Annotated in this window: 19 protein-coding genes; 15 read left to right on the top strand and 4 right to left on the bottom strand. The window is 44.9% G+C overall.

Annotation, left to right across the window (positions count from 1 at the left end):
• Positions 1–72: 72 nt before the first annotated feature.
• Positions 73–1,113 carry a tripartite tricarboxylate transporter substrate binding protein gene (locus M3202_RS04290; protein WP_251222102.1) on the bottom strand — a complete coding sequence of 347 codons (1,041 nt, stop codon included), beginning with the start codon at positions 1,111–1,113 and terminating at the stop codon, positions 73–75.
• A 181-nt stretch (positions 1,114–1,294) separates the two neighbouring features.
• Between M3202_RS04290 and M3202_RS04295 the strand changes: the two genes are divergently transcribed.
• The gene (locus M3202_RS04295) at positions 1,295–1,459 is read left to right on the top strand and encodes a hypothetical protein (RefSeq protein WP_251222103.1); all 165 of its coding nucleotides are present in this window, start codon (positions 1,295–1,297) and stop codon (positions 1,457–1,459) included.
• Positions 1,460–1,523: 64 nt separating this feature from the next.
• Here M3202_RS04295 and M3202_RS04300 read toward each other — a convergent pair whose 3' ends face one another.
• Positions 1,524–2,096, bottom strand: a complete 573-nt coding sequence (locus M3202_RS04300) for a hypothetical protein (RefSeq protein WP_251222104.1) — start codon at positions 2,094–2,096, stop codon at positions 1,524–1,526.
• A 170-nt stretch (positions 2,097–2,266) separates the two neighbouring features.
• Between M3202_RS04300 and sda the strand changes: the two genes are divergently transcribed.
• Both sda and M3202_RS04310 read left to right on the top strand, forming a co-directional pair.
• Positions 2,267–2,419: a sporulation histidine kinase inhibitor Sda gene (gene sda / locus M3202_RS04305; protein WP_251222105.1), complete on the top strand. Its 153-nt coding sequence runs from the start codon at positions 2,267–2,269 to the stop codon at positions 2,417–2,419.
• Positions 2,420–2,574: 155 nt separating this feature from the next.
• Positions 2,575–2,748: a hypothetical protein gene (locus M3202_RS04310; RefSeq protein ID WP_251222106.1), complete on the top strand. Its 174-nt coding sequence runs from the start codon at positions 2,575–2,577 to the stop codon at positions 2,746–2,748.
• Between the two features lie 35 nt (positions 2,749–2,783).
• On the opposite strand, the gene lexA is transcribed toward M3202_RS04310, so the two are convergent.
• A complete protein-coding gene (gene lexA / locus M3202_RS04315; protein ID WP_251222107.1) occupies positions 2,784–3,407 on the bottom strand; it encodes a transcriptional repressor LexA in 624 nt (207 codons plus the stop codon).
• A gap of 151 nt (positions 3,408–3,558) precedes the next feature.
• Between lexA and M3202_RS04320 the strand changes: the two genes are divergently transcribed.
• The 11 genes from M3202_RS04320 to M3202_RS04370 all read left to right on the top strand — a co-directional run bounded on the left by M3202_RS04320 (position 3,559) and on the right by M3202_RS04370 (position 14,123).
• Positions 3,559–3,825 (top strand): hypothetical protein, encoded by a 267-nt coding sequence (locus M3202_RS04320; RefSeq protein ID WP_251222108.1) that lies wholly within the window; start codon positions 3,559–3,561, stop codon positions 3,823–3,825.
• Positions 3,810–4,457: a YneB family resolvase-like protein gene (locus tag M3202_RS04325; RefSeq protein WP_251222109.1), complete on the top strand. Its 648-nt coding sequence runs from the start codon at positions 3,810–3,812 to the stop codon at positions 4,455–4,457. The genes M3202_RS04320 and M3202_RS04325 overlap by 16 nt, the downstream gene beginning before the upstream one ends.
• A 71-nt stretch (positions 4,458–4,528) precedes the next feature.
• Positions 4,529–4,768: a DUF896 domain-containing protein gene (locus tag M3202_RS04330; RefSeq protein ID WP_251222110.1), complete on the top strand. Its 240-nt coding sequence runs from the start codon at positions 4,529–4,531 to the stop codon at positions 4,766–4,768.
• Between the two features lie 185 nt (positions 4,769–4,953).
• Positions 4,954–6,951 (top strand): transketolase, encoded by a 1,998-nt coding sequence (gene tkt, locus M3202_RS04335; RefSeq protein ID WP_251222111.1) that lies wholly within the window; start codon positions 4,954–4,956, stop codon positions 6,949–6,951.
• A gap of 210 nt (positions 6,952–7,161) precedes the next feature.
• Positions 7,162–7,626, top strand: a complete 465-nt coding sequence (gene sirA, locus M3202_RS04340; RefSeq protein ID WP_251222112.1) for a sporulation inhibitor of replication protein SirA — start codon at positions 7,162–7,164, stop codon at positions 7,624–7,626.
• Positions 7,627–7,748: 122 nt separating this feature from the next.
• Positions 7,749–7,964: a YneF family protein gene (locus M3202_RS04345; protein WP_251194082.1), complete on the top strand. Its 216-nt coding sequence runs from the start codon at positions 7,749–7,751 to the stop codon at positions 7,962–7,964.
• A gap of 260 nt (positions 7,965–8,224) precedes the next feature.
• Positions 8,225–9,316, top strand: coding sequence for a GerAB/ArcD/ProY family transporter (locus M3202_RS04350; RefSeq protein ID WP_251222113.1), 1,092 nt, complete (start codon positions 8,225–8,227; stop codon positions 9,314–9,316).
• Positions 9,306–10,754 carry a spore germination protein gene (locus M3202_RS04355; RefSeq protein WP_251222114.1) on the top strand — a complete coding sequence of 483 codons (1,449 nt, stop codon included), beginning with the start codon at positions 9,306–9,308 and terminating at the stop codon, positions 10,752–10,754. Before M3202_RS04350 ends, M3202_RS04355 begins: the two co-directional genes overlap by 11 nt.
• Positions 10,755–10,758: 4 nt before the next feature.
• Complete coding sequence (locus tag M3202_RS04360) at positions 10,759–11,895, top strand: Ger(x)C family spore germination protein (RefSeq protein ID WP_251222115.1); 1,137 nt, start codon at positions 10,759–10,761, stop codon at positions 11,893–11,895.
• 483 nt (positions 11,896–12,378) lie between these two features.
• Positions 12,379–13,446, top strand: coding sequence for a tRNA 2-selenouridine(34) synthase MnmH (gene mnmH, locus M3202_RS04365; protein WP_251222116.1), 1,068 nt, complete (start codon positions 12,379–12,381; stop codon positions 13,444–13,446).
• 167 nt (positions 13,447–13,613) lie between these two features.
• A complete protein-coding gene (locus M3202_RS04370) occupies positions 13,614–14,123 on the top strand; it encodes a CcdC family protein (RefSeq protein WP_251222117.1) in 510 nt (169 codons plus the stop codon).
• A 187-nt stretch (positions 14,124–14,310) separates the two neighbouring features.
• Here M3202_RS04370 and M3202_RS04375 read toward each other — a convergent pair whose 3' ends face one another.
• Entirely contained in the window at positions 14,311–14,748 is a 438-nt protein-coding gene (locus M3202_RS04375) for a DUF2621 domain-containing protein (protein ID WP_251222118.1), read from the bottom strand.
• Between the two features lie 98 nt (positions 14,749–14,846).
• Here M3202_RS04375 and M3202_RS04380 point away from each other — a divergent pair, with 98 nt between their 5' ends.
• Complete coding sequence (locus M3202_RS04380) at positions 14,847–15,260, top strand: hypothetical protein (RefSeq protein ID WP_251222119.1); 414 nt, start codon at positions 14,847–14,849, stop codon at positions 15,258–15,260.
• Positions 15,261–15,291 lie beyond the last annotated feature (31 nt).

Below are 15,291 nucleotides of genomic sequence, written 5' to 3' on the forward strand. Positions count from 1 at the left end.
AAGCCAATTGCATAAGGGCTGGGCAAAAGGTTATTTTCTTTCCCTTTTGCCCAGCCCCTGAAAGTGTTTGTTCTATTGTTGTTCAGTATCGATTGAAGATAAAATTTCGGTAAACAGTTCGATGTCGTTTGTTAGTTTTTCATGGTATTCTTCTGAGCTGAGCCAACCTTCACGAAGATGCAAAAAGGCATTTTTCTCAAATTCTTTATACTCAGGTGAGTCGTAAATATCTTTCACGGTTTCTTCCAACAGCTCAATAATTTCGTCCGGTACTTCATTGCGGATCATTAAACCGCGTTCTACGCCAGTCGTAATATCATAACCAAGTTCCACGCTTGTTGGAACATCCGGGAAATCGTCAATCCGCTCCTCGGCGAAGAACAGAATTGGCTCCATTTCTCCAGCCTCGATAGAAGAGGCGACAGGGCCGACTTCTTCCAGCATCGCGTCGATGTGGCCGCCGAGAAGCGCCGCGTGCATTTGACCGGCACCTTCAAACGGAATGAATTCAATCGCCAATTCCGTTTCTGCGTGAAGCATCGTAAAGACGATGTGATCGGTAGTGCCGATCCCTGTACCGCCGATCTTGATCGTGCTTGATTTCGCTTGCTCGAACAAATCCTCGATCGATTCAAACGTGCCTGGCTTGATCTGCAAAGCAAAGGTATCACTTTGCAGCCGGGCAATCGGGGTAAAGACATTTAATTGATTGTCGGTATTTGTTCCCATCGCCACTTGAATCGGCAGGGCGCCCGTGGCGACAATCGTATAGCCGTCGGCCGGTTCGTTGGCGCCTATTTCCTTGGCGATCACGCCGCCCGCTCCTTCATGATTGATCACATTGACGTTTACCCCGAGTCTGTCTTCGAGACCGGCGGCAACCTGGCGGGAAAATGTATCCATTCCGCCGCCCGCCCCATGTCCGACTAAAATGACAATATCCCTCGTTGGATATTCCAGGCTTGCTGTTTCCTCCTTACTCGTCTCATCTGTCTGCTCGTCTTGATCCGCCGGACCTTCTGTAGCTGTCTGCTCGCTCTGCCCGCAAGCGACCAAACCGAAGAAAATTCCGATTGCGCATAAAAGAATCAATAATGGCTTTGGCTTTCTCATGTGTTCTCGTTCCCCCATCTGTGTTTGCTTATAAATCATACAAAACAACTATGAATGATAAGTATTGTAATAATAGTATCATATTTCTGAAAAATGACAATGAATAATTTGATTTTTCTTTGTTTTACGACAGGCAAATCGGGAATAAGACAGGTAAACATCAAGAAAAGGAGAGAGCGAGATGGAAAAAGACAATCTTGACATGAGCATGAGTAAGCAGGCGGCCGAAAGACGCAAACAGCTGGAGAAGGAATTGCGCAATCAATTTAAAAATCCGATTATTCATAAAGCGATCAAAAGCGACAAAGTATACGTTCCATTAAAAGTAGAGAAGCTTTGGGGCTGAATATAAAAGAGGCACTAACAAATGAAAAAAACAGAAGTCGACAGCCTTTGTTGACTTCTGTTTGCTATATCACCGGTTTCCTTTGTTTTAAGTATTTGAACAAAGCCGTAAATGCATAAGCAGCATAAGCGACTAAAATGTCAATCAGAAATAAATAAAACAGATTCATTCCCTTGTGCATCGTAAGGAGGCCAATTAGCCTTGAAAATCCTGCAAGCCCAAAAGAAAAAAAGACGGAAACGAAAATGGCATAAAGGAAAAAGCTTTTCTGACGATTGCTGCAATATTGATACAACAACATGAATGTTACCGGAAAGAGCACTGCAGTGATCGTGATTCCGGACGGCAGGACATACGTTAAGCGGTGAGGATGATCAATCAGGTTATACATCGAAAGCATTTGATCAATATTTGACCAGAGAACATGGGCGGTATAGCCATAAAATGATATTTCAAAAAATCTTGTCCGATCAAGCTTTTTATACAAATAAAAGAGAGGTAATAGGATCGTCAGTAAATTAACCCAGAAGTACCAGGTGGAAAAGTCAGAGTATAAGTCCCAGTAATTTGAATTTAACTCGAGAAGTTTTTCTTTTGTCCGGTAAATTTCTGCATAAAGCTGTTGCTGTTCATTCATACTTTGCCCTCCTAAAAGTCAACAAGATGCAGCTGCCTTTTTTATTGTTTGACTCAGGCTGTCATCCTATACAAAGCACTGCTTTCATGAGTGGAATTAGGAAAAAATTACGTTTTAAGAATGAAGATAGTGGGTATTTATCAGTAATAAATAAGGGAAGGATGAACGACATGTACATAACGTGCTACAACAAAAGTCTTGAAAAGCTGACTGATGATAAGTTGCAGGAAGCATTAGCCGAAGCGATCAAGTGTGGGTTAGAGCATGATTTCATTGAAACGTTAAAAAATGAACTGAAAGTAAGAGAGCTGAAAAGTGTTTAGTAGCACCAGCCTTATAATAGATAGGATCGCTTCACCTTTTTACATACTGGATACAGGATATGTCAAAGGGAAACCTTGGTCATATCCTCATTTGTTTTAAAGAAAAATCGTTTCAGCGAGCTGAAAAAGTTTAGATGAGAAAAGGAGGAAGGAAGTTGAAGCTGGCCAAAAAAGTAGAAGAAATGGAAAAGATGCTGGAGCAGCAGCTGGGCCGAAAGCTTACCCAAAAGGAAGTCGAATTTTTAAAATGGCTCGTTCATTCGGCAAAGTACAGAGAGGAAGGGTTTCCTTCTTTTTTTCAAAGCGAGAATAAAAAACGCTCGTTCTAATGAGAACAAAGCGCTTCAGCAATATATGGGTTTGCTTAGTGAATCGTCCGAAAAACGCCGATCACTTTTCCCAGAACCGTACAATCCTTTAATAAAATCGGGGCCATTGTTGAGTTTTCCGGCTGAAGGCGAATGTAATCCTTCTCGCGGAAGAAACGCTTCACGGTGGCTTCGTTTTCTTCTGTCATCGCAACGATAATATCCCCGTTGTCAGCCGATTGCTGCTGGCGGACAATGACCATATCTCCATCGAAAATTCCGGCTTCAATCATACTGTCCCCTTGAATCACAAGAACATATGTATTCTCATGTGAACCGAGATGATCAGGCAGAGGGAGGTAATCTTCAATATTTTCAACCGCGGTAATTGGATTCCCCGCAGTGACCTTTCCGATGATCGGAACATACGTCGTCTTTTGCTCCTTAACAGCTTGAACCTCATGATCCAAATGAAGAATCTCAATCGCTCTCGGCTTGGTCGGGTCCCGGCGGATGTAGCCTTTCTTTTCAAGGCGGGACAAGTGACCGTGTACCGTGGAACTGGAAGCGAGACCGACGGCTTCTCCAATTTCTCTTACAGAGGGCGGATATCCCTTTTTCCTTACCTCGTCTTTAATGTATTCCAGTATTTCAAGCTGTCTCTTTGATAGCTTTGACATCATGTCACCCCAATTCGCTTTCCTGTTTAGCTAAATTGTACCATGCGAACATATGTAATGCAAACGTTAGTTCTAAAAAAAACTATTGACACAAACGCTTGTTCTTATTATTATAAAAGCGAACAGATATTCTTATTTGAGGTGAAGCGAAATGATTAAACGACTTACTGGACAGGAATTATTTATTGTCATACTGGCGATTGTCGCATTAGTATTTATGTATACAGCTCTTTTAACAAGCGATCGGGGAGACCAACAGGTCGGCTATGACGCCGAACAGCTGGAGGAAGACCTGTTTGCCGGCCCGGCGCATCCACTGCAACTCAATCAAGCGATGGAGAAGGACAATTGGCTGTTTGTTTATTCAAATGAAGAGATGGAGCCGGAGAGTGACGAAAACGAATGGGAGCAGCGATAATTTATTGCCGCGTCAGTACGGAAAAAGCGCAACAGGAATCTTCATTACGGCGTCAGCTGACGGAGCTTTTGCAGTTGGCAGAAAAGAAGCAGCTGAAAGTCGTGGAGCAGATCAGAGAGACGGCAAGCGGCTATGAAGTCGACCGGGAAGGAATGCTCGCTGTCCTTGATCTTTTTCAGGAAGGTAAAGCGGACACGCTGCTGATTCAGGATGATACGAGACTTGGCAGGGGAAATGCGAAGATCGCCCTGCTTCACCAGCTCCGTAAGCTGAACGTGACGGTGTTATCGATCCGCGATCAAGGAGAGCTGTTTCTGTCTGAAGCGGATGAAATGGTATTGGAAATTGTAGCGATCGTGGAGGAATACCAGCGCAAGCTGCAAAATAGCAAAATCAAAAGAGGAATGAAAACAGCGATCAAAAATGGCTATCGGCCGGAACAGAATCTGAAGCGGACGCATGCAGGCGGGCGCCAGAAGAAGGAAGCGCCGATTGAAGAGATTATCCGTCTCAGAAAGCTCGAGCTGACCTTTCATGATATCGCCGCCACATTAAGGGGGCTGGGCTACGACATCTCGAAAGCGACCGTTCATCGCCGCTACCAGGATTATGTGCGGGAACAGCAGCAGTAGGCCGAGCGGCTTCTGTTGAAAGACGGGCTGTCTTCCTGTAAAGTTAGAAGAACATGGAGGTGGCTTTAGCGATGCTATCAAAAGAAAAAATTGCAAGAATTAATGAATTGGCCAAACGGGCGAAAACATCCGGGCTAACGAAATCCGAAGCGCAGGAGCAGCAGACGCTTCGAAATGAATATATCCAGACGTTCAGGCAGTCATTTAAACAGCAGCTTCACAATGTGACGGTTGTGGATGGCAATGGAAATGACGTCACGCCTGATGCCCTTAAATTAAGCAAAGAAAATCAAAATAAGCGACCTCATTAAATGAGCTGTCGCTTTTTTCTTGCAGGTCTTTCTCTCTAAAGAATCGCTGCGCAGTTTTTCTTTTATGAAACAGAGCATTCTAACATAAAGCGAATCTTCAGAGAACACTTGTGAAAACACGGGAGAAAGTATATGATAAAAGGCGAAATGCTCGTTTTCACCTATTGGAAAGGATGGTTGTTAAGATGGGAAATAAAGTTGATGCGTTAGCGATTAATACGATTCGAACACTGTCGATTGATAGTATTGAAAAGGCGAATTCAGGACATCCCGGTATGCCGATGGGAGCGGCGCCGATGGCCTATAGTTTATGGACAAAATGGATGAACCACAATCCGGCGAACCCGAACTGGGCAAACCGTGACCGCTTTGTGTTATCAGCAGGACACGGTTCAATGCTGCTGTACAGCTTGCTTCATCTTGCGGGCTATGATCTTTCGCTTGAGGATTTAAAGCAGTTCCGTCAATGGGGAAGCAAAACTCCTGGACATCCGGAGTATGGTCATACGCCAGGTGTGGAAGCAACGACAGGCCCGCTCGGACAAGGGATCGCGATGGCGGTTGGAATGGCGATGGCTGAACGTCATTTAGCAAGTACATATAATAAAGATGATTTTCAAATCGTTGACCATTATACATATTCAATTTGCGGTGACGGTGATTTAATGGAAGGCGTTTCGGCTGAAGCCGCTTCGCTTGCCGGTCATTTAAAGCTGGGCCGCTTAATTGTTTTGTATGATTCAAACGATATTTCTCTCGATGGAGAGTTGCACATTTCTTTCTCCGAAAACGTAGAAGATCGCTATAAAGCGTATGGCTGGCAAGTGATTCGTGTCGAGGACGGTAATGACCTGGCAGAAATCAATCAGGCTCTTGAGGCGGCGAAACAAGATGAACGTCCGACGCTAATTGAAGTAAAGACGGTGATTGGCTTCGGTTCACCAAATAAATCAGGGAAATCGGCTTCTCACGGGGCACCGCTCGGTAAAGAAGAGGTAGGCTTGACGAAATCAGCCTATAAGTGGGTATTTGAACAGGATTTCCATGTTCCGGATGAAGTACGTGAACATTTTGCTGCTATAAAAGAACAAGGCGGGCAAAAGGAACAAGAGTGGAACGAGCTGTTTGCGAAGTACAAGCAGGCTTATCCTGAGCTCGCTGCCCAATTTGAACTGGCGTTGCAAGGAGAGCTTCCAGAAGGCTGGGATGCGAATGCCCCGGTTTATGAGACTGGCTCCAAAGTAGCGACACGTTCATCTTCCGGCGAAGCGCTGAATGCTTTTGCGGCGACTGTGCCTCAGCTTTTCGGTGGCTCAGCCGACCTTGCTTCTTCCAATAAAACGATGATGAAAGGTCTTGGTGACTTCAGCCGTGATCATTACGAAGGCCGAAACATCTGGTTCGGTGTACGTGAGTTTGCGATGGGGGCAGCGGTAAACGGAATGGCGCTTCATGGCGGCCTGAAAGTATTCGGCGCTACGTTCTTTGTCTTTTCTGATTACTTGCGTCCGGCGATCCGTCTCGCGGCGTTAATGAAGCTTCCGGTCATTTATGTCTTCACGCATGACAGTATTGCGGTCGGAGAGGACGGCCCGACTCACGAGCCGGTTGAACAGCTCGCTTCTCTTCGGGCGATGCCGGGGCTGTCTGTCATCCGCCCTGGTGACAGCAACGAAGCGGTTGCGGCCTGGAAGCTTGCGCTCGAAAGCAAGGATACACCAACGGCTCTCGTCTTGACGCGTCAAAACTTGACGACGATCGAGGGAACTTCCGAGCGTGCGTATGAAGGCGTGAAAAAGGGCGCATATGTCGTCTCGAAGGCAAATGGGCAAGCGGATGTTCTGCTGCTCGCGACTGGTTCCGAAGTGCCGCTTGCTGTTGAAGCACAATCTGCGCTTGAAAAGGAAGGCATTCATGCCAATGTTGTCAGCATGCCGAGCTGGGATCGTTTTGAAGCACAGTCTCAGGAGTATAAGGATGAAGTTCTTCCTCCGAGCATCAGCGTCCGACTTGGACTTGAGATGGGTTCTTCCTTAGGTTGGGCCAAATATGTCGGCTCGGCCGGCGATGTCCTGGCGATTGATCAATTTGGAGCATCGGCGCCGGGAGAGAAGATTATTGCAGAGTATGGATTTACTGTCGATAATGTTGTCGCCAAGGTAAAGGCCTTGCTACAAAAGTAGCAGCAGGAGTATGTTAGCATCACAGCGTCTGTGATGGAAAATATCGCAGCGGCGAGACTGACTTGCCGCTAGGAGGAGTGTCAAAGGGGAAATCCCCCTTTTGGCACTCTTTTTTCGACAAAACTAGTGGGGAAATTCGCTCTTGATTAGACAAGGAATTTTGTCACCTTTCTGTATACTAATAGAAATCAGTTTGAGGAAAGGGTGTCCATGATGAGACATTATGAATTATTCATATTTGAAGAAAGTGTTGCTCGTCAGTATTACGGACAAGAGGCGAAATTATTTCATTTGTTTAAAGAGCATGAGCAGGCTAGGGGAGAAAAGCGTGAGCTGTTGAGTAAACAAATTGAATACATTACGAAACCCATTCCGGCCTTACTGTTGCAGCAAAAATTAAATGAAGCATTTAGTTATGAGCGGGGTTACATTCAGCATAAAAACCGCTACTTTCTCGATTTGTTCAGCCGGGGCGCGAAGGCAGAATTGATGATTGAACGACGGGCGCTCTATTTGACCTCGGATGGCGAGGAAAGCACCGAGGCGGAGACGATGTTTTTTGAAGTGCTGCGGAAATGCGAACCGACTTTCTTTGCCCTTTCGCTTAATGAACAGCGATTTGGCTGGCTGCGGCCAATCAAACAGCAATTTCCATTATCACAGTCTCATGGATAAGCAGACTCGTTAGCGATATTTTCCTTAAGTGCTTTTAAATCGTTTATCATTACGATATAATGGATTAGGTTGATTGGCGGTGTCCAATCGGTTTAATAGCACGAAGGAGGACGTTGGTACTTATGTGGATTCATATTCTTGGTTATACACTGGCTGTCGTGGCTGGAATTGCGCTCGGCTTCTTTATTGCACGTAAGACGATGATGTCTTATTTGAAAAAGAATCCGCCGATTAACGAGCAAATGCTCCGTGTCATGATGATGCAGATGGGTCAGAATCCATCCCAAAAGAAAATCAATCAAATGATGAAAGCGATGCAGAAGCAGCAATCGAAATAAGCTTTATTCGCAACGGCTTCAAACAGGGTCTGTACGAACGGACAAGCTGTTTGCGCCGCTTGCTTACTCTTTCATCAAACCACTTTTTTCTGCTACCTTGAGCAGGGAAAGGTGGTTTTTTTGTTGCTGAAAAGCATGATTTTCCCTTGTCCAGTCGCTCGCCGATCATAGTAGCCTCGCTTCTGATTGCGTTCAATTCCTGTATAAAAAGTCCAAAAAATCTAACACTACAAACAAAATACGGGACAGGAATAGAGTGGATGATGAGAAGGAAAATTACGATTACCCAATTGTTTAGTATTTTTCTCTTAAGTACGGGCTTTAGTAATCATGTTATTTTAACCCCTTTATTAATTGGTTCGGCTGGCCGGGACTCCTGGCTCAGCGTGATTGCGGGTTATTTGTTCATGCTGCTGTTTTCCATTTTACTCGTTTATGTGATCCAGCGTTTTCAGGAAAAATCGTGTTTGGAATGGCTCTCGGCGAACGTGGGCAAAGCGACCAGCCGGCTCATTGCTTTTTTCTTACTCGTTTATTTATTTGTAACAGGCTGGACAAGCATTGAAGAAACGATCAACTGGACATCGGAAACCTATTTATTCAATACGCCCGCGCTCGTTCTTGCGATTGGGTTTCTCTTGCCGTCTTTCTTTATTGCATACAATCACCTGAATGTTCTCGCGATTTGCGCCGGTATGATCCTGCCATTCGTCATTTTATTGGGGGTGTTCGTCTCAATTGGAACGATGACGGATAAGAACTATGATCTGATTACCCCGATCCTTGTTGAGAATAACTGGCAGGATGTGTTTCATGGTGCAGTTTATGTGATCGGCTCTGGCGTGGAAATCTTTTTGTTTATCTTCTTGCAGCACGAAATAAGGCGGAAAATTAAATTTTTGCACCTCGTTTTGATGAATACCTTTCTGGCTGGATTAACTGCCGGTCCACTAATTGGAAGCATCGCGATTTTCGGCGTCCATGAAGCGAAGAATATTCGATATCCTTCATTTTTTCAATGGCGGCTGCTAAGAATCGGCGATTATTTCAACCATGTCGACTTCCTGGCGATTTATCAATGGTCGGCCGGTAATTTACTTCGGGTTGCCCTCGTTCTTTATCTCATAACACAGCTGCTTTCGATTAAAGAGAAAAAAAACCGGATACTCGTCCAGCTCTGCATCTGTCTTATGTTTATTATTCTTATTTTACTGCCTATTTCGAATGAAACGTTTCTCTCATTTCTTCATCTTTATTACTTTATCGGAGCGGCGTTCGGCTGTTTGTTAACAGGAGGTATCGCATTATTCATTAAATTCTCAAGAAAAAGGATGAAGGAGAATGAAACATGACCAGGAAATGAAAGACTTTTTAAAAAACCTTTTTCAGCAGTCAGCGGATATTACGATGGAAGAGCATGTTCTCGTTAAAGGGGAAGAGCGTAACAGCGTGCTTGTCTTGTTTTGCAATGGTCTCATTGATAAGAAAATGATTAATGAAAATTTGCAGGAGTTTCAGCATGCTTATGCAGATAATGGAGTCCGCGGAATTGAATCTGTCCGCTGCTCGATACGACTCAATCTTGACGGGAAAAAGCGAAAAAAAGAAGCAGAGGAAACGTTACTGGATAAAGTGTACAGTGGCTATACCGCTTTTTTTATCGGACACAGGTGCTTTTTAAGCGATACGGTCAACCCTCCAGTCAGAACACCGGAAGAATCAACGACCGAAGTCTCTCTCCGTGGTCCAAGGGATGCTTTTGTCGAGGACATCCGTTCTAATGTAGCCTTGATTCGCAAGCGGCTCAAAACGAGAACCCTTGTCGCAAAGCAATTTGAAATCGGCAAAAGAAGTAAAACGAATGTCCAGCTCCTTTATTTGAGCGATGTGGTCAATCAGGAGCTCATTGAAGAAGTAACGAGACGCCTAGAGCAAATTGACATCGATATTTTGGAAACCGATAATCAATTGCTTGCCCTTCTCTCAGACAATCAGCTTGCGCTATTTCCGTTACTGAAAGCGACGTCTCGTCCTGATGGCGTTGTCGCCAGCCTCGCGGTAGGCAGATGTGCGATCATGCTCGATAATGTGCCGAATGTGCTTATTGCGCCGGCGAATTTGATCTTTAACTTAAAAACGCCTGAAGATCAGCACATCCCGTATTATTACGGGACATTTGAATTGCTTATCCGTTTTTTAGGCTTGTTCACCTCCTTGTTTTTGCCCGCTTTTTGGGTGGCGTTAACCTCTTTTAATGTCGAGCAGTTGCCTTTTTCACTTGTGGCGACAATTGGATCTTCGAGACTCGGTGTACCTTTTAGCACCTCGGTTGAAATGTTATTGGTCATCGGGCTGTTTGAAATATTTCGTGAAGCAGGGGTGCGGCTCCCGAAAGCGGTCGGACAAACAATTGCTGTCGTTGGCGGGCTCATTGTCGGTGATGCTGCGATCCGGGCGGGGCTCACTTCACCGACGATGTTAGTCGTTTCGGCGATGACCGCTGTTTCAACGTTTACTCTTGGAAATCAGGCTTTATACGGCACGGTGTCCATTTTACGGATTTTGGCGATATTGCTCTCTTCCATACTTGGAATGCTCGGTTTTTTTAGCAGTGTCTTTCTCGTTCTCGGCTATTTAGCGAAATTGGAATCTTTCGGCCTGCCTTATTTAAGCCCGATTTCACCTTTCGATAGGAACGATGTGATGAAGGCGCTGTTTAAGCTTCCTGTTGTTTCCGTCAAAGAGCGGGCACAGACGCTTAATGTCAATGATCCTGATAGAAAGGAATAAGAAGATGAACTTTTCGTATAAAGGTGGACTTGTGCTTTTATTCTTCCTTCTCCTCTCGGGATGTTGGAATGCGAAGGAGCTGGGGGAAGAAAGCTATGTGACGGCGATCGGGATTGATTTTCACGATGGTCGCTATACGATTTATACCCAACTGCTCGATTTCTCAAGTATTGTTACTCAGGAAAATAATAAAGCTGCCGAGCCGATTCCATTATATATTGGGGAAGTAAGCGGCCGGACAATTAATGATGCGATTTTTGATTTGTACCGGACTTCGCAAATTCCGATCAACTGGGCTCATATCGGGACGATTGTTTATTCTGAATCTGTCTTGGAGCATGGGCTGGAGGAAGTCCATGAATCCCTGCAAAAAAACGGGGAATTCCGCTATACCCCTTGGGTGTTTGGCACGAAAAACTCCATACGTGAGATTTTGACGATCACCGGGTTTTTTCAGCTTCCTCCTTTGTATACGATTTTGTACAGTCCGGAAAAAATGTTTGATATGAACTCGTATATTGAGCCGAAACGACTCCACACCTTTATCGCCGAATACAAGGAAGCGGGAAAAATCAGCCTGCTGCCGTCCATTTCAATCAATAAAACGCAATGGTCCCAATCGGCGAAAGCTCTTGAGCCGAAAAACACGTTAATCATCGATGGAGCCTTTCCAATTGACAGCCAGAAAGGCCTCGCCAAAGAGTGGCTGTCATTCGCCGAATTAGTGGGGAAAAGATGGCTGCTGGATACAGCCGATAACATCCCGCTCGATTTTTATGAAGGGGGAGAAATTAAAGGATCGGTCAATGTGACAGACACAAAAGGCGAAGTGGAAGTGACAACAAACGGGAATAAAGCTGAGTTTACGGTTACCGTAAAAGCATCCGGCTCGCTGACCGATTTGGAAGAAGACTTATCTCTAGACACGATAGAACAACTTATCACAAGACAGATTGAAGAGGAAATCAGACAGACATACAATAAAGCAATTGAAAAAGAAGCTGATGTCTACTACGTGAAAAACAAACTGTTTCATCAAGGGACAAAGCCGGACAAGTTGAACGAATACATGCTAGATAATGATTCTTTAAAACAGATCACGGTCGACTTTCACTTAAGGAGTAAGGGGCCTTATAATTAGAGGTGTTAGATTTGCACCACAATTTTTTGATGGGAGAAAAGTGAACGAAATCATTGCCAGTCCTTCAAACTATATATTTGTCGTCGTAACAGATGATAAGGAGCAGCTCATCAGAATTGATAGAAGCAGTAATTCAGTAGGGATTTTTCCATTAACATTCAGCACCTATCCCAATTACAAGAGTGGTACAGAAATTATAAAAAGGAAGCGAATGATTGAGGGGGCTTGCAAGAGTAGTCAGGTAAACCCCTTCTGGACTTAAACGGCGGCGTATGGTATATTTTATTCAGTGAAAAACCTGTACGGAGAATGATGAAAGTCTGATGCATCAACGGTTTGACGTAGATGGGGAATCCTTTCCAGCGGTTTGGAAGAGCAATGGAACTAATCGTTGGATGGACAGGGGGCTGGGACAAAAGGTAGTTTTTTTACCTTTTGCCCAGCCCCTCCGTGTTCCCTCTGAAGAGAAAAGGAGAATGTCGTGTGTCTAATGTTCAAATTGAAACGGTTACCCGTAAGCAGCTCTGTTATGAGAGCGATTTATACATTGATGTCCGTTCGCCGGCTGAATTCGCGGAGTATCGTCTGCCAGGTGCGGTGAATCTTCCTTTGTTTACAAATGAGGAGAGAGCGAAGATCGGCACGATTTATAAGCAGCAAAGCCGGGAAGCGGCAATTGAAGCCGGGGTGGCGATTTACGCGCCGAAATGGCCGGATTTCTTTGCGAAGGCGAAAGAGCTACAGCAGCAAGCTCCCGATAAAAGAATGGTCGTCTATTGCTGGCGCGGTGGAATGCGCAGCAAGACGGTTGCTGCTACATTGGCGTTGCTTGGGATCGAATGTTACCAGCTGGAGGGAGGGATCCGTTCCTTCCGTCAGTATGTTCAGCAATCGCTCGCCGAGCAGGCGGAAAAAAAGCGGGACTATCTCGTGATTGCCGGTCATACGGGGACAAGAAAAACAGAAATCCTTTCACGGCTGGCTGAAAAAGGCTATCCGGTTGTTGATTTGGAAGGACTGGCCGGTCATCGCGGCTCTGTCTTCGGCCATATCGGTCTGGCACAAAAAAGCCAAAAGCAGTTTGAATATGAGCTGATGGCGCGTTTGCAGGAGCTTGATGATTCAAGCTATCTCATCATTGAAGCGGAAAGCAAGCGAATCGGCCATATTGTCCTGCCCGAATTCATCATTGAAGGGAAAAAACGGGGGACGAGAGTCGAGCTTGTGTATCCATTTTGGAAACGAGTTGAGCATATTTACAACACCTATCAGCCGGAACAGTATGCAAGCGAGATTTGGGAAGCGGTCGAGAAAATCAAGAAATATCTCACACCTCAGCTGTATAAAGAGCTTGAAGCGTTGCGGGAGCAAGCTGATTATCAAAAGATGTTTGCCACCTTGCTTGAATTCTATTATGATCCACGCTATGCGCATGCTGCGAAGCAGTATCCTTCCAAGGCGGAAGTGCTGGAGTACAGCGAAATCGATACTGCGGTTGACAAGCTTATCTCCTTGATTGAACAATGGAAAGAGCAGGAAGTGGCCCGGTAGGATAACGGATTTATTGATGCAAGCCGTGTCTGGATGAGGGGGATGGCGGACGCATTTCAATAAAGCGAATATAGTGGGATGACGGAAAGCGATTGAATCCTTGTCCGCTTTCATGTATCTTTAAATAGGTGGCAAACGCGTTGTTGCCTTAGAAAGGAGTGGGCAGCTTGCAGGACAGTTATATTTGGATCTCGACCATCGGAGCTGCGATAATGGCCATACTCGCGATTTTTATTCGGCTGAAAGCGACAAAAAAACCGGCCAGTGTCAAAAAAATTATTTTACCGCCGGTCTTTATGTCTACTGGTTTTTTTATGTTTTTATATGAGCCGGCACGGCCTGACTTTTTACAAGTAGTCGAGGCGCTTGCCGTTGGGATGTTTTTTTCGATTTTCCTAATTAAAATGTCGAAGTTTGAAATTAGAGCAGACCGGATTTACTTAAAGCGTTCAAAGGCATTTGCCTTTCTGTTAATCGGCTTATTGCTCGTGCGGATCGTGTTTAAAGTACTGATTGGTGATGCGATTGATGTCGAAGAGTTGGCCGGAATGTTTTTCCTGCTCGCTTACGGTATGATTTTGCCGTGGCGGATTGCGATGTTTTTCCGCTTCAAAAAAGTGGAAAAACAGCTCGAAACAAAGCCGAAATCAAAGTGGGTTGTGCCTGTTCAAACGTAACGTAAAAATGAAAGGGGCTTGAGACAAAACTAGCTTTGGATCTACTGGCAATGGCTTCACACGCCACAAGCCCGTTGTGAGAAACCCACTCACAACGGGCTTTAAAAGATCGTGGCGGTTCCGCTCATTGCTTAAAGGCTGTGACAAAAAGGTTAAAAAACAACCTTTTGTCACAGCCCCTCTTTGGTCAGGATGAGCTTTTTTCAAGCAAATGCTGATAAGGACTCAAATCGACTTGCTTTTCGTTCAGCTTCTTGATTAAAAACTTATGGTCGCGCTTTGGTGTCGCCAAAATATAGCCTCTAATAATATACTCCTGCGATAATTCCTCAATGTTGTCCTCAAGTGCCAGTTCGCCGATTTTGCCGGCGATTTTTCCTTTCGCGACATCGCGGAACAGCTCAGGTACCGGTTCAACAAGCTCATTGAGCAGCTTTTTATCGTCGTCGCTCCACAAATGCAGCGTTTTTTCAATATAATAGTCCTGCCAATCAAGGATGGATTTCCCGTCTTCTTTGGGCAGACGCTTCAGAAATTTGCGGAACATAAAATATCCGCCGATAAACATCACGGTAATTAGAAATATCGTCCAGAAGACAATAAACCACATAAACCAGGTAGGCATCTTTCTTCACCCCATTTTTTTCTCCATTTTATCCTAACACAAAAAAAGATTTGCCGCTATGAATTCAAGATGTATGATGATAGGGGAGGTGAAGCAATATGGGGTATTTAGTGAGCTATGGCATTCATGTGCTTGTGTCTGTCGTGTTTTTTCTGCTGATTCCTTTTTCATACTTAGTGAAAGGCAGTCTGTTTGATGGACAGGCGCGGCTGTTGCAGGTGCTTCGTATTTATAGATGGATCTTTCGCGCCGGTCACGGAGCGATTGTGATTTCTTTCGTAAGCGGCTTGTTTTTGAATGTCGAATGGACGAGCGTCTGGTTTCTTGTCGTGCTGCTTCTTTGGATCGTTATCGCGACGTGCTTAGGACTTGCGAGCAAAATGACGCGACACATTATTGAAAAGAATGGAGAAGCGGATGAGGAGCTTGCCAAGCTGAGAGTGTATGGCTTATTTTTAATGCTGAGTGTGCTGGCGATGTTCGCGGTGAAATTCCTGCGCTATTTTGTCTAAGTAAATAATTTCCATTGTTTTTGTGAAAACT

Origin of the sequence: Halalkalibacter oceani, from assembly GCF_023715605.1 — a bacterium.
Classification (GTDB): Bacteria; Bacillota; Bacilli; order Bacillales; family Bacillaceae_D; genus Halalkalibacter; species Halalkalibacter oceani.